This is a genomic window from Terrabacter sp. Ter38 (assembly GCF_024519435.1).
GTDB lineage: Bacteria > Actinomycetota > Actinomycetes > Actinomycetales > Dermatophilaceae > Terrabacter.
The window spans coordinates 245409-258878 of sequence record NZ_JALJRZ010000007.1 but is presented as its reverse complement, the minus strand read 5'-3'; the positions used below and the strand labels follow the sequence as shown (position 1 = coordinate 258878).

Here is a 13470-nt window from a genome sequence, read left to right as displayed (position 1 = left end):
CATGTGGACGAGCATACTCCGTTGCATCCCAAGATGGGATTCACGCTCATGCCGCCGAGCGGTCGTGGCTCGGACCCGCCACGCATCACCGATGCGGCCATCCTTGACCGTGACCGAGGAGCGGATGGGTGGGCTCCGCGTTGGCTCCTGCCACCTCGACGTATGGGAGGTCGGCTGCCATCGACCACCAACCCGTCGAAGGAGGGTCTATGTCGACCGACCGGTTCATTGGCGCTTCAATGGGTCATGAGGACGATCCCTTCGGGGACGGTGACGCTGCTGTTCTCGGACATCGAAGGCTCGACCGTGCTGTTGGGCCGACTGGGTCCCGCCTATGCCGACGCCTTAGGCGCGCACCGTCGCATCCTGCGCTCGGCGTGGGCCGTGCACCGGGGAACCGAGCTGGGCACCGAGGGAGACAGCTTCTTCGTCGCGTTCGAGGCGGCCGCTGACGCGGTGTCAGCCGCTGTCCGGGCTCAACGCGAACTGACGAGGTTCTCGTGGCCGGAGGGTGAGCGGGTCCGGGTTCGGATGGGCATTCACACCGGGGCGCCGACGGCATACGACGGCGGCTACGTCGGGATGGACGTGCACCGGTGCGCACGGATGGCCGGGGCCGCCCACGGGGGCCAGATCGTCATCTCGGATGCCACGGCCGAACACCTCGGCAGCCGGTTGGCCCACGATGTCAGGCTGCTCGACCTCGGGTTGCACCAGCTGAAGGACCTGCCCGAGCTGGAACGCCTGCACCAGGTGGTCGTGGACGGCTTGCCAGCCCAGTTCCCGCCGTTGAAGTCCCTTGGTGCGGTCTCTCGTCTACCCAGTTCTGCGATGCCGTTGGTCGGGCGTGAGGACGACCTGGCGCAGTTGGCGGCCCTGATGGGGCTCGACGCTGCTCGGTTGGTGACCTTGACCGGTACCGGGGGGTCGGGCAAGACCCGACTCGCCCTTGAGCTGGCCCGTCGGTGCGTCGACGACTTCCCCGACGGGGTCCATTTCATCCCGTTGGCGGAGGCCCGTAGCGCTGAGCAGATGTGGGACTCCATCGCCGAGGGCTTGGGAACCGCGCCGGGCCGCGCGGCGGTGCTCGGACGCCTGGGTACCCTTCGGCTCCTCATGGTGCTCGATAACCTCGAGCAGCTGGATGAAGCGGACGTGGTGGTCGCCCAGCTTCTCCGCGGCGCTCGAAGGGTGACGCTGGTGGTGACCTCACGCCAGCCGCTGCACCTTGCTGAGGAGCATGAGTACCCCGTGTCGCCGCTCGCCCTTCCGCGGGACGACACTCTGGCCGCGGCGCAGGCTTCGCCGGCGGTGCAGTTGTTCGTCCAGCAGGGCCGGCACGTGCGGCCTGACTTCGAGCTCCGTGCGGACAACGCCGCCGACGTGATGACGCTGTGCCGCGAACTGGACGGACTGCCGCTGGCAATCGAGATCGCCAGTGCGCGAGTCAAGGTGCTCACGCCGCGCGCGCTCGTGGCCCGACTGAACACTCGACTGGACATGTCTACGAAGAAGCACGACGTCACTGTCCGACAACGCACCATGCGCAACACCATCGCCTGGTCCTACAACCTGCTACCACCCGGGCCCCAGACAGCGTTCGTACGTCTCGGGGTCTTCGACTCCGGGGCCGACCTGCTCGCCGTCGCCGCCGTCCTGGACGACGGATCCCACCCAGCAGGCGCCGACCCGCTCGAGGTGATCACCCTCCTGGTCGATGCCAGCCTCCCCGCCATCACCGAGAACCACGACGGCGAACCGCGCGTCGAGCTGCTCGAGACCGTCCGCGCCTTCGCCCTGGACCGGCTCGCCTCCACCGGCGCCCTCGACAGGGTCCGTGCACAGCACGCACGGCACTACCTGCGCGTGGTCGAGACGGTCGGGCCCGAGCTCCGCGGAGACCGGTTCTGGCAGGCCCGCGAGCAGCTCGACGCAGAACAGGGCAACGTCCGCACCGCGCTGCGCTGGTGCCTCGAAACCGACGGCGAAGCCGGCACCGACATCCTGGTGGACCGCTTCGAGCTGGCCGTGAGGTTGTGTTCGGGTCTGTGTGACTACTGGACCGATGGCTCGAAGTACGTCGAGGCCCGCGGGTGGCTCGAAGCGGTGATCGCCCGCGCGGGAACCTCGAGCACCATTGAGCTGGCTCGGTGCCTTTCCTTCCTCGCCGGCGCCCTGGCACCCATCGGCGAGGCGGTGCAGGCTAGGCGGCGCGGCCTAGAGGCCGTCTCGATGCTCCGTGACCTCGGCGACACGGGGTATGAGCTGTCCGAGGCACTACGGGTCTCTGCCGTTGCGACACACTACGTCGGCGACCCGGGTGCGGCCCGTCTCCTGTTGGAGGAGGCCCTCGAGGTCGGCCGGGGTTCGACCGACGGCGGGCCCTACCATCGCAGTCTGGACAACCTCGCCAACCTCGAAAGCACTGAGGGCAACTACCACCGGTCTCTTGAACTGCACGACGAGGCAATCGCACTCGCTCAGGCCGCCGACCATTTCGAAGCCGCCCGCGTCTGGCAGCACAACAGGTCCGTTGTGCTCAGACTGGTCGGCCGAGTCGATGAGGCACGCGACGAGATGCTCGGGCTGATCCCGGCGGCGCTCCGACACCCGAGCACGTGGAACCTCATCACCATGGCCGAGGACTTCGGCGCGATCCTCGCTGACCTGGGGCAGCATCACGACGCAGTACGGCTGCTGGGTGCGGTCGACGCTCTGCGCGAGCGCAGCGGATACCCGCGATCTCGTCTACAGGAGGGCGAGATCCATGACGCCTATGCAGCATCCGAGGCGTTTCTGTCGCCACGGGACTGGCACGACACGTACCAATCGGGTCGCGACTCGAGCGTGAACGTCCTTCTTGCGGCACAAGTCACCGACTGAGTGGCCGGACACCCTTCGTGCCGTGCTCCAAGCGCCCGATATCGCCGTAGACAGCAACGTACAAGTCGCGGTGCCCTCGCCCGCGCTCCAGCATGATGAGCACGTGGACTTCTCCCATGCCCCGGTCGCGGCGAAGGCGTATGTCACCTGGGTCGGTGACGGCGAGCGATGGAGCGCTCACGTCGAACGCAGCGAAGACGACCCAACCGGTGAGTCCAGCGAGCACGACACTGCTGCCGACGCTGTAGCCAGGGCACGCGAACGCTCGGACTGGGTGCTGGTCGTCACTGAGCCGCTGCTTTGGGCTGGGGCACAAGAGAAGTGGCCATCCGAGGTCCACCAGATCTGGCGACAGGGAACCTGATGACGAGGGTCGGCAGGCAATCGCGAAGAGATGTAGCCGGGCTGGCCGGCGCACTCTCATGCCGCCCTGCGAGCGATCGTGCCGAGGTGCGCGCGTGCTGAGGTGCGCGCGTGCTGAGTTGCCGACGGATCGCGGACTGGTCGATCCTGCGCCAGCGGGGACCCTGATCTACGTGGACTGGCCGGCGCCTGTGGAGCCGGTGATCGTGGTGAGGCGTTGGCTGCGGCGGATGACGAGGTGGTCGACGAGAAGGACCAGCAGCAGGGATGCGCCGAAGACCGGAAGGATGATCCCCAAGGCGATGATCACGGCGGCCAGTAGCGGGTTGGCCTTGATCGGCATGCGGCCCCGTGGCGCCCCGATCTGGCTGGCTCCGCGGGGACGCCGACGCCACCACATGAGCGGGCCGGTGATGCAGGAGCTGATGATGCCCAGACAGAACGTGGTCGTCAACCACATGTTGAGGGTGCTGAAGCGTCGGCCCTCGTGGACCGCGATCCCTTGGGAGACGACCTTGGCGAGCAGCGAGTACTGGTCATAGCCGTAGGTCGAGACGACCTGGCCGCCGAACTGGTCGACGTGGATGGTCTTCTCGCGTGCGGGGTCGTTGAACGCGTAGCCGATCACCGAGTACACGCCGGCTTCGTCGGCTGGCAGTGCGATGGTGAAGGGGTGGGAAAGGCCTGCACGGTCAGCAAGTTCGACCGCGGTGTCGACGTTGGCGGTGCTCTGCTGGTCAGCGTTCGCGGCGGGTGGGGTCGAGGAGGGCACGCCGCTCTTCTCCTGCGCCCATGGGATGGCGTGGTGGCTGTGAGGTAGCGACTCATCCAGGGTCGAGGTGGGGTTCGACAGGGCGCCCGGGTCCTCGCCCCAGAGCGAGGTGCCGTTGGTCGTGGCGAGCTTCTGGACCTGCTCGCCCCAGATTCCGGTCCACGGGAGGCCTGACACGACGAGCAGGAGTATGCCGCCGCCGATGACCGCGCCGACGCGGGCGTGGGTGGTGCGCAGCTTTGCGTGCGGTGTTCCGGTGGTGCGCTGCCGACGTCGGGCCCGAAGGCCCTTGAAGTAGAGGTAGTAGCCGGTGATCGCCATGACGATGGCCCAGCACGCGCCGAGCTCCATGATGGTGTCGCCGACGCGGCCGGCCATCAGGTCGGCGTGGACCCGCACGGCGGTGCCGCTGATCGTGCTGTCCGGGTCCAGGGCGCCGAGCACCTTGACGTTATAGGGATCCACGAACACGTCGAGACTCTGCCCGGTGGCGGTCTCGAGGGAGAACCGCGTCGAGGTGTCGGGGCTGTCGGGTTCGGTCATCGAGACGATGGTGGCGTCGGGGTAGGCGGTGGTGACCTGTTCGAGCTGCGTCTCGTAGGGCTGGATGAGCTGTCCCTGCGTGTGGTCGACTCGCATCAGATCGGAGTGCACGAACGGCTCGATCTGGAACCGGAACAGGTAGATGAGCCCGGTGGTTGCGAGCACGAACATGACCGGCACGACGACTGCAGCGGCATAGAAGTGCCATCGCCAGAACGCGCGGAACAGCCCACTCGTGGGTCTGCCACCCGGCCGCTCCGAACGCGCCTGCTTCGGGGAGCGTGGGGGTGTTGTCGCGGCGGTGGGGTCGGGTTCGGCGAGTGCGGTGGGGGTGTGGGGTTCGCTGAGTGGGGGTCGGGATGGGTCGTCGACAACAGACATGACTGAACTCCTGGGATGAGGAAGCTGAAGGTGTGGCGACGCCGTGGCGACCGGTGTGGTCGACGTGGGCGCTGTACCGCCGTGGCAGCGCGATTTGCGCAAGGAGAGCCGAGTGGCGCATGGCGTCGCACTCGGTCGAGGCCGCAGCGGGTGCGGCGGAGTCGGCTATCTCAGGAGGGTGAGGGGCGGGCCCCGGCGGGCCGGGCAGACGCCGGCCCAGACATCTCGCGCCAGGCGCGGGGAGGGCATGGCCATGACGGTCCGGGCCGACGTTGCGGCGCGAACGGCGGATGCTCCTCCGAAGACAGCCACGCCCCGCGTCAGGTGCCGCCGTAGGTAGGCGAGGGGGCCGGTCAGCACAAGGTCAAGGAGCCTTCGAGTGACCTGCCACGAGCGCTCGGTGGAGGTGAACGCCCACGCCAACAGCGTTGCGACACCCAGATGAGCCAGCAGCATGCCGACCGACGGCACCAGGGCGGCCAGACTCGAGTCCATGCCAGGCGAGCTGACGTCGCCCATGCCGCCACCGGCCGTGACGCCTGCGCCCGGGCCGGACACGAAGCCCGCTGCCTTCTCGGACGCCCCACGCGAGGCATGCCGGACCTGATGGTGGCCCTGGCTGGCGCCGAGCTGCCGCAGCGGAGCCGCGGGGGCAGTGCGTGTCCATGAGGCCACGACGTTGGCGGCGTGAGTGATGACCTGCAGCCCGGCGAGCACGACCGCAGCGGATGGCACGGTCTTGGCACGGTGCGCGACCGGTAACGCCAGCAGGGTCAGAAGGACGACGGTCAGGACCAGTGAAGGTCCGGTTGGGGTGTGTCCGCCCGCCGCCGCATGGGCCATGGTCGAGCTCATGGCAGCCGTGCCCGACAGCACCAGTGCACGCGCCGGGCGCGCGATCGGCTGCGGGTCCCGGCTCATGACCGCCAAGGGTAGCGGTGCCCGGATGGGCGCCCGGGCGCACATGGGCGCCGCGACCCGGCTGGTGGGGCCCCTGGCGCCGGTCGCGGTGGCGGTGGCGCCGGTCGACGTCAGCTGGAGAACAGGAGCAGCAGCCCACCGCAGGTGTAGAGCACCATCAGGGCGAGCATGGGCAGCTGACCGAGCAGCGCACCGCGACGGTCGAAGCGCGAGACGGCTCGCTCGTGAGCGTGGACGATGCCCACCACGTGGCCCAGCACGATCGCAGCAGCCTGCAGCGTGGCCACCAGGGTGGGCGCGATGAGGGCACTTCCGGGCGTCAGGTGTCGGGTGCCGAGGTAGTCGCCGCCCGTGCCGAGTGGGTCGGTCAGCAGCGTGAGGGTGTACTGCCCGGCGTAGACGCCTAGGGACCAGTAGTGCGCGACGGCATACCCGGCGGCGATCGGCACCAGCGACGGCGCGAACACGGCCGCCATGCCTCGTGCGTCGGTGCCGGACAGCACCGCACCGGCCCAACCCGCCAGCGAGACGGTGGCGATCACGAACGCGATCATGGCGACCAGGCCGGCGGTCTGGGTCAGCACCGGCACCGGTGATGCCTGGGAGAAACCGAACCAGGCCGGGTTGGCCGAGAACCCGTCATAGGCGGTGCTGCCCAGCATGACGGCGACGGCACCCAGAAGGCCGGGTCGAACCGGGATCTGCTCGAGACCGGCCAGCGGGCTGCGCAGCACCCAGCGCCGGTCGGGTCGGTGTCCCAGCAGGCTCAGCGCCCCGTAGAGCCGCGACAGCACCTCGAACGGGTCGGCCCACTGGAACCAGGTCCGCCCGAACAGGAACGCCCCAAGCAGGTCCATGACGATGAAGAGCGCCACGGCCGAGCCGAGCACCGCCTGTGAGGTGCGGTCCGGGGCGACGAGCTCGAGCCACGTGAACGCGAACAGCCCGAGCGCCGCGGGCCAGTACCCCAGCCGGTAGCGCAGGATGGCGGTGTCCGGGTCCACCCGGGCCAGACGGCATACGCCCAGGTGGATCCAGCGGATCGGGTTCAGCACGACCCACACCGGCCCGAACACGAGCGACATGGCCAGGACCCCGACCCACAGCCAGACGAACACCAGGTACGGGGCCGGGTTGGTGGCATCGTCCGCACCGAAGGCCAACGCGGCCACCGTCACCGCGAACAGCAGCAGCGACACCGCGGCGGCGCCCGCCCGGACGACCCGCGAGTTCAGGAACGCGGCCACGAACCGGGGCAGGAGCACGCCGTGGTGGTCCCGCACGCGGGGCTCACGCCAGAACACGACCAGGGCGATGAACGAGAGGACCAGCACGACCGCGGCCCCGACGAGCAGGTACGTGAACGGAAGCGGCAGGTCCTTGCGGCTGCCCACCCCGTGCGCCGGGATGAGGGCCGGCGTGCCCGTCAACAGTGGATGAGCCGAGATGGCCAGACCCGTCACGGCGTCAGCTGACCGCGATCTGCAGCAGCGTCAGGGCCGGGTGGTGCATCTCGACCTCGTACACGCCAGGAACGTCGCCCTTGAGCTGCAGGGTGACGGGGACGCCGGCCTTGATCTCCTTCTCGACCTCGAACCCGTGCGCGTGCACCTCGTCATCGTGGTCGCTGGTCACCGTGACGTTGATCGTCTCGCCCACCTTCAAAGGGATCGTCGCCGGCGCCGGCGTGATCGTGCTGCCCATGACCACGACAGCGACCGTCCGACCCGACGCCATCGTGCTCGTCGTAGCGCCCGCCATGGTTGAGCTGGTGGCCGTCATCGAGCTCGGGGCCGTTGTCGCCGCCCCGGCCGATGGGGAGGCCGTCGAGCATGAGCCGAGCGCGAAGGCGACAGCCACAGACGTGATGGCGGCCAACGAGGAACTCGACGGACGGCTGATCGGCATGTTGGCGCCTTTCCAGAAGTGTGGGCTGGGCCGCGCGGGCGCACGACAACAAGAAGGTAGACGGAGAGTTCGAGAGAACGTTGCGAACGCGCGAAGACGCCACCCTTCCGCCGGGCCGGCTCAGACATCGGCCGTCTTTGAGCGCCTCCGGAGCTCGACCACGACGAAGACGATGAGCACCCCGAAAGCCACGACCACGGCCCACACCAGGATCATCCCGATGCGGCTCCTGGCCGTGGTGGGCCGCTCGATGTTGTTGGGCAGCGCCGCGACGAAGGCCATGTTTGACACCTCTCCGGTGTCGCTGAGCGTGAAGTGGACGGTGCGCACGCCGCGTGTGTACGTCACCGCGTCGACCTCGAGGTCCCACTCCCCCGCCTCCAGCGGGACGTCGGTGACGTACTGCCCCGCGTTCCCGCGCGATCCGAGCGTGAGCTGGGTTGTCTCTCCCGAGGAGCCGTCCCGGAGGACGCCCAGTACGTCCTCGTCGATGACCGGGTCGCCATCGTCATATCGAACGTCGGCCTGCACCCTCACCCCACCAGAGACCGAGGCGACTGCCAGGTCGATCAGCGAGTTCTTGTTGTGAGCGGGCACCAGCGAAGGGCCTGCTTCGGCGCCACCACCGCTCGCCATGCCCAGTCCCGACAAGGCAACCGTCAGCAGGGCCACAGCGGACACCCTGGCAGCCGCCGAGCGCACCACGGAAGGACGACGACCATGTCCCGAGTGGGATGTCGTGCCCTGGAGGACCTTCATGGCTCTCCTTCGCGATCGAACGATTCGCCTGCGGTGGCTGTCTAGTCCGACGGTAAGGAACACCGGCGCCTCACGGCGCGGAATGCCCCAACCGGGCTCGCGTTTGTCATCTTCCAGTCATAGTTGACGTCCACCATCAGCGTGAGCCGTTTACCGCGCATGCCGCGCTGAGGGCGGCTACGCCGTCGACTCAACGGCGGTCATACTCGGCGGGTGAGCACGCCCTTCCCGGAACCGACCCAACCTGCGCCGTCGTCCGCCGAGGTGCTCGTTCGCTATCTCGACTACTTCCGCGACCAAGTCGTACACCGGGTCGAAGGCCTGTCCGAGGAGGACCTGCGAACGAGCAGACTCCCGTCTGCGTGGACACCGGTAGAGCTCTTGAAGCACCTGACGCGTGTCGAGCAGCGATGGCTCGTGTGGGGATTCGAAGGTGCCACGGTTGCCGAGCCGTGGGCGGACAGCCGCAATGGGCACTGGTTCGTGGACGACACCGAGCCTCTCACCGACCTACTCGTGGCCTTCCGCGAGCAGTCCGGACGCAGCAACGCCATCATTCGGGCCCACGCTCTGACCGATGTCGGAAGGCCCGGCCCTCGGTGGGATGGTCAGCCACCGGCAACACTCGAAAGGGTGCTGCTCCACCTCGTACAGGAGTACGCCAGACATGTCGGCCATCTCGACATCGTGGCCGAGCTTGCGGGCGGCCCCACTGGCGAATGACCGTCTAGGCCGGGCGCGCCGAGGCGCCCAGCGCTCGTCCCGATCCTCAGGGCTGATAACGGGTGGCTCGACCCCCAGGTTGAAGCGCTGCCGCCTAGGCGCTGGGTGGCTGGGACGTGGCCCAGGTGGTCCGCAGGTACGCACGCATCTGCCGCCGAGTGCGCGTTGTACGGGCCTGCTGGAGACTACAGCGATGACGACCATCCAACCTGAGTTGTGGGTAGACGCCGGCGCCTCTGCTGTCAGCTTCTACGAGAACGCCTTCGGAGCCAGGCGGCTTCACATGACGGGCGACGGGGAAGACATCGTTGCTCAATTGGCGATCGGCGAAGCCGTCTTCTGGGTAGCCACCGCCGGGGCGAGTTCCGAGCGACTGGTGCCTCGGAACGTCGGCGGTTCAACAGGTCGAATCCTGCTTGTCGTCGACGATCCCGCGGCCGTGCACGGGAGGGCGGTCGCGGCCGGCGCGACTGAGAAGTCGCCCGTCGATCAGGAGCACGGGTGGCTCGTTGGCCGGGTTGTCGATCCATGCGGTCATGAATGGGAGATCGGTAAACCACTTGTCGAGTGGCCTCCCACGAACACGGGGTGACGCTTCCGTCCATCGCGCGCACATGCCGCGCTGAGGACGGCTACGCTCGTCCGACTTTGCCGCGACCAGGCGCTAGACGACGAGCAGGGTCAGACGCCCGACTAGGGACATTTAGCCCCTTGCAGAAGATGTTCACGGGTTTCTGAGGAGCGCCTGGTTGGCCAGCAGAGCCGGGCCAAGGTTGGGATCCCGGTACAGATGGGCGAGGACGCTCGGGGGCGTGTTCACATCACGGGAATCAACACTGCCTGCAGCGACAACCCGGCCGCCGAGCGCCCTGAGTTCCTGGTTTAGGTTGCACCCATGAAATCGGGTGTGCGGCGCTGGGTTGCCGTGGGTGTCACGGTCCTGGTGCTGCTGCTGACCGGCCTCGCGGTCGGCACCGGACTGTCGAGCACGCTCGGCATCAGGAGCCAGGCCAAGACCGTGCCGGTCGAGACGCCGCGCGTGGCAGCCCCAGCCGCCTCCGTTGCCCCTCCTAGGCTGACCCGTGTCGTCGCGCCGTCCGACAGGCGAACTCAAGCGGCCGTCGCGGAGCTGCGCGACGCCCTGGCTGACGCTGATGCCCTCACGGGCACGGCGACTCTCACCGTGCTGACGACGGGCGCCGAGGACAGTGGCGCCGGCGGCCTCGAAGTACCCCCCGGCGCCAAGAGCGAGACCGACGACTCGTACCGGCTCGACGGATCGGCAAGCGCCTTGGTCGTCCGAGCCGCAACCCCGGCGGGCGCGGCCAGAGGTGTCTACGACCTCGCACTCGCCGTGCGGGACGGTCGACCCCTGACTGAGCACCTCGGTAGGCAGGTGCGCTCCCGCCTCGCCTTCCGGATGGCCGATCTCGGAGCGGTCGGCGTCAGGCCCGACCCCAGCGCGTGGTCTCGCGGCGACGACTACTCGCACAACTCCAAGGCGTTCACCGACGCCATCCTGCCTGGCGCCCCATTCGTCGACCAGGCAGCCCTCCGTTCCGTCGAGTCCGACGCCGACACCTACTTCCGGCACCTGATCGCGGAGGGGTACACAGCCGTCGCGGTGCCCGGGCTGCTCGAGTACCTCACCTTCTCCGACGTCGGCGACAGCCACGCCGTGTATGCCGCAGGCGACGAGCACGTGGCGCGCGCGCTCGCGATGCGCAAGTCCTTCGGTCCCATCTGGCAGCACGCCCACGAGCTCGGCCTCAAGGTCCTCTTCCGGACCGACATGCTCACGTTGAGCACCCCACTGCAGTCCTACCTCGAGCGGCGGTTCGGGTCGTTGACGACCGAGCGCGACGACTTCTGGCAGGTGTATGCCGCCGGGATGGACGAGCTGTACCGCACCATGCCGTACATCGGTGGCGTCGTCATCCGCATCGGCGAGGCCGGCCGCGTCTATGACCTGCCGGGGTGGGACTACTACTCGCAGCTCGGCGTCACGACGGTCCCGGCGGTGCGATCGATGCTGCGCACGTTCGTTGCCCAGGCTGAGCGCGCCGACCGCGAGGTCGTCTTCCGGACATGGAGCGTCGGGGTCGGAGCCGTCGGCGCTATGCACACCGACCGTGCGTCCTACCACGCGGTGCTCGACGGGATCGACTCGGATCATCTCATCGTGTCGACGAAGTACACGCTCGGCGACTTCTACAGCCACCTGCCCTTCAACGACACTCTCGAGATCGGCAGCCAGCGCCGAATCATCGAGCTGCAGAGCCGACGTGAGTTCGAAGGCTTCGGCGCGCTGCCGAACGATCTCGGCGACCTCTACCAGCAAGCGATCAAGCGGTTCCTCGCGGCGAACCCGCGCGTCGAGGGGATCTGGACCTGGACCCAGGACGGGGGACCGTGGCGCGCCGGCCCGATGACCCTCGAACTCAAGACGGGATTCTGGCAGCTCTACGAGCTGAACACTGCCTTGGCCGTACGCCTCGCACGCGACCCGGACACGGATCCGGCAGCAGTCACCGCTGACTGGGCGCGACGGTGGTTCTCAGGCGATGCGGCCGTCGTCTCTGCCGTGACGACGGCAATGGCGGACTCGCGCCGGGCGATCACCGAGGGACTGTACGTCGGCCCGTTCGCCCAGCAACGAGTGTTCGCGCTCGGACTGGAGCCCCCACCGATGATGTGGATCTTCGAGTGGGACATCCTCACGGGCGACAGTGGGGTCCTAGACCTCGTGTATGCCGTCAGCCGGGACCATCTCGACGAGGCGATCGCTGGTGGCGAGCGCGCGGTCAGCGCGGCGCTGCGTATGCAGGACGCGGTGGACCACGCCCCCACGAGCGGCTGGCGCGACCCGGCCCTGCGCTCTCAGCTCCGACGGACGCTCGACTTCGAGGTCGACCTGCTGACCACGCTTGCGGCCTACCGCACCATGGTGCTGCGCCACGCTCAGTGGCTCGACACCGGCTCCGCCGACGCACAGGACCAGTGGTCGACGGCACGAGCACGCTTCGAGACGGCCGCGACCGACAACGAGCGCAAGTGGGCAGGCGACCTCGACCTGCCGGCATACAACTTCGAAGCGGCTCGCCTGGGGATGGAGCACGCCGACCGGGACCCTGCGATGGCCGGGCTGGCCAGGGTGCTGCTCGCGCTGGTGGTCGGCTGGCTGGCCATCGGCGCACTCGGGAGAGGTCGGATCTCCAGGCCCGCCGCACGGGCGCTGTGGGTGGCGGGCACGCGACCCTGGCGCGCCGGGGAGCTCACCGAGGGGCTGCGCCGGACCGACCGCCTCCTGGTTCTCGGTGTTCCGGTGGCGGCGCTGGCTGTGAGCCGACTCGTCCAGACCTCGCTGCTCGCGCCGGCCCACGTCGCCCTGATCGCCGTGGGCTGGCTGTCCCTCGCCGGGGTCCTCGCCCTCGTTCTCCGCGGCCGTGACCCCTGGCCCGTGATCGCCGCAGTGGGCGGCTCGGTGCTCCTTCGCGTCGTCCTGCTCTCCGCGGTATTGGCTCCCCGCGGGCCCGGCGGCTACTGGTTCGCCTTCTGGACGGACCCCGCGGCACGAACGGCATACGTCGTCGTGGCGTTCGCGCTGTTCGGGTGGGTGCTCGTCGCCGCCGCGTGGTCGCTGCGCCCGCAGCTCGGGCGTGCCCGCGCCGTGTCGACAGCTCTGGCCGTGGTTGGCGTCGCCCTCGTTGCCGCTGGTGTGCCCGTGGGCCTGATCGGCACCGAGCGAGCGTTGACGCTGTGGAACGACCAGCTCGCCCTCCTGCCGTGGGGCCTGTCGCGGATCCTCGGGATCACGGTCTACCTCGGCGTCCCCACCGACCTGCCGTGGTATGCCGTGGGGCTGGGTGTGATCATCCTGCTCGTCGCGGGGTCCGCAGCCTGGGGCGCCGCGCGGCGCCGGAGACGCGGGGTGCAGCCAGCCCCGGCCACCACGGGCGGCGCCGGGCTGTGACCTGCTGCCCCATGTCTCAACACCCAGAGGGCACCCGAGGGATCCGAACGCCGACTACGCAAGGTCCCCATCTGAGGAGACCCCAATTCGCGCCCCCGACCCGCCGGCCGCGCTTGAGGAGCCGAACCGGGTGACCATCAGTGGCCCGTTCGTGCACCTGACGCGTCTCTCGCAATGCATCGTCTCTGGGGTTTGAACGTCCGCTGTTGCCGCGGTAAACGCGATCAGATACACGGGTTCGCGC

The 13470-nt window shown here is 68.7% G+C and carries 10 protein-coding genes; 5 read left to right on the top strand and 5 right to left on the bottom strand.

Features of this window, described 5'->3' with window-relative positions:
- The first annotated feature begins 270 nt into the window (after window positions 1-270).
- Together NR112_RS15940 and NR112_RS15935 are read left to right on the top strand one after the other, a co-directional pair.
- Complete coding sequence (locus NR112_RS15940; protein WP_256795284.1) at window positions 271-2883, top strand: adenylate/guanylate cyclase domain-containing protein; 2613 nt, start codon at window positions 271-273, stop codon at window positions 2881-2883.
- A gap of 22 nt (window positions 2884-2905) precedes the next feature.
- Window positions 2906-3247 (top strand): hypothetical protein, encoded by a 342-nt coding sequence (locus NR112_RS15935; protein ID WP_256795283.1) that lies wholly within the window; start codon window positions 2906-2908, stop codon window positions 3245-3247.
- 168 nt (window positions 3248-3415) lie between these two features.
- On the opposite strand, the gene NR112_RS15930 is transcribed toward NR112_RS15935, so the two are convergent.
- From NR112_RS15930 to NR112_RS15910, 5 genes are all read right to left on the bottom strand, one after another.
- Window positions 3416-4942 carry a PepSY domain-containing protein gene (locus NR112_RS15930; protein ID WP_256795282.1) on the bottom strand — a complete coding sequence of 509 codons (1527 nt, stop codon included), beginning with the start codon at window positions 4940-4942 and terminating at the stop codon, window positions 3416-3418.
- 165 nt (window positions 4943-5107) lie between these two features.
- Complete coding sequence (locus NR112_RS15925) at window positions 5108-5863, bottom strand: hypothetical protein (protein ID WP_256795281.1); 756 nt, start codon at window positions 5861-5863, stop codon at window positions 5108-5110.
- Window positions 5864-5973: 110 nt separating this feature from the next.
- Window positions 5974-7326, bottom strand: a complete 1353-nt coding sequence (locus tag NR112_RS15920; RefSeq protein ID WP_256795280.1) for a hypothetical protein — start codon at window positions 7324-7326, stop codon at window positions 5974-5976.
- 4 nt (window positions 7327-7330) lie between these two features.
- A complete protein-coding gene (locus tag NR112_RS15915; protein WP_256795279.1) occupies window positions 7331-7600 on the bottom strand; it encodes a hypothetical protein in 270 nt (89 codons plus the stop codon).
- Between the two features lie 291 nt (window positions 7601-7891).
- A complete protein-coding gene (locus tag NR112_RS15910; protein ID WP_256795278.1) occupies window positions 7892-8368 on the bottom strand; it encodes a hypothetical protein in 477 nt (158 codons plus the stop codon).
- A gap of 375 nt (window positions 8369-8743) precedes the next feature.
- On the opposite strand from NR112_RS15910, the gene NR112_RS15905 reads away from it, so the two are divergent.
- From NR112_RS15905 to NR112_RS15895, 3 genes are all read left to right on the top strand, one after another.
- Window positions 8744-9253 carry a DinB family protein gene (locus tag NR112_RS15905; RefSeq protein ID WP_256795277.1) on the top strand — a complete coding sequence of 170 codons (510 nt, stop codon included), beginning with the start codon at window positions 8744-8746 and terminating at the stop codon, window positions 9251-9253.
- Window positions 9254-9446: 193 nt separating this feature from the next.
- Window positions 9447-9845, top strand: coding sequence for a glyoxalase/bleomycin resistance/extradiol dioxygenase family protein (locus NR112_RS15900; protein ID WP_256795276.1), 399 nt, complete (start codon window positions 9447-9449; stop codon window positions 9843-9845).
- A gap of 303 nt (window positions 9846-10148) precedes the next feature.
- Window positions 10149-13226 carry a hypothetical protein gene (locus NR112_RS15895; protein WP_256795275.1) on the top strand — a complete coding sequence of 1026 codons (3078 nt, stop codon included), beginning with the start codon at window positions 10149-10151 and terminating at the stop codon, window positions 13224-13226.
- Window positions 13227-13470: the final 244 nt, after the last annotated feature.

Excerpts from the sequence above, each read along its gene's own strand:
- NR112_RS15930 (WP_256795282.1), bottom strand. The coding sequence starts at position 4,942 with ATGTCTGTTGTCGACGACCCATCCCGACCCCCACTCAGCGAACCCCAC.
- NR112_RS15925 (WP_256795281.1), bottom strand. The coding sequence starts at position 5,863 with ATGAGCCGGGACCCGCAGCCGATCGCGCGCCCGGCGCGTGCACTGGTG.
- NR112_RS15915 (WP_256795279.1), bottom strand. The coding sequence starts at position 7,600 with ATGGCGTCGGGTCGGACGGTCGCTGTCGTGGTCATGGGCAGCACGATC.
- NR112_RS15900 (WP_256795276.1), top strand. The coding sequence starts at position 9,447 with ATGACGACCATCCAACCTGAGTTGTGGGTAGACGCCGGCGCCTCTGCT.
- NR112_RS15895 (WP_256795275.1), top strand. The coding sequence starts at position 10,149 with ATGAAATCGGGTGTGCGGCGCTGGGTTGCCGTGGGTGTCACGGTCCTG.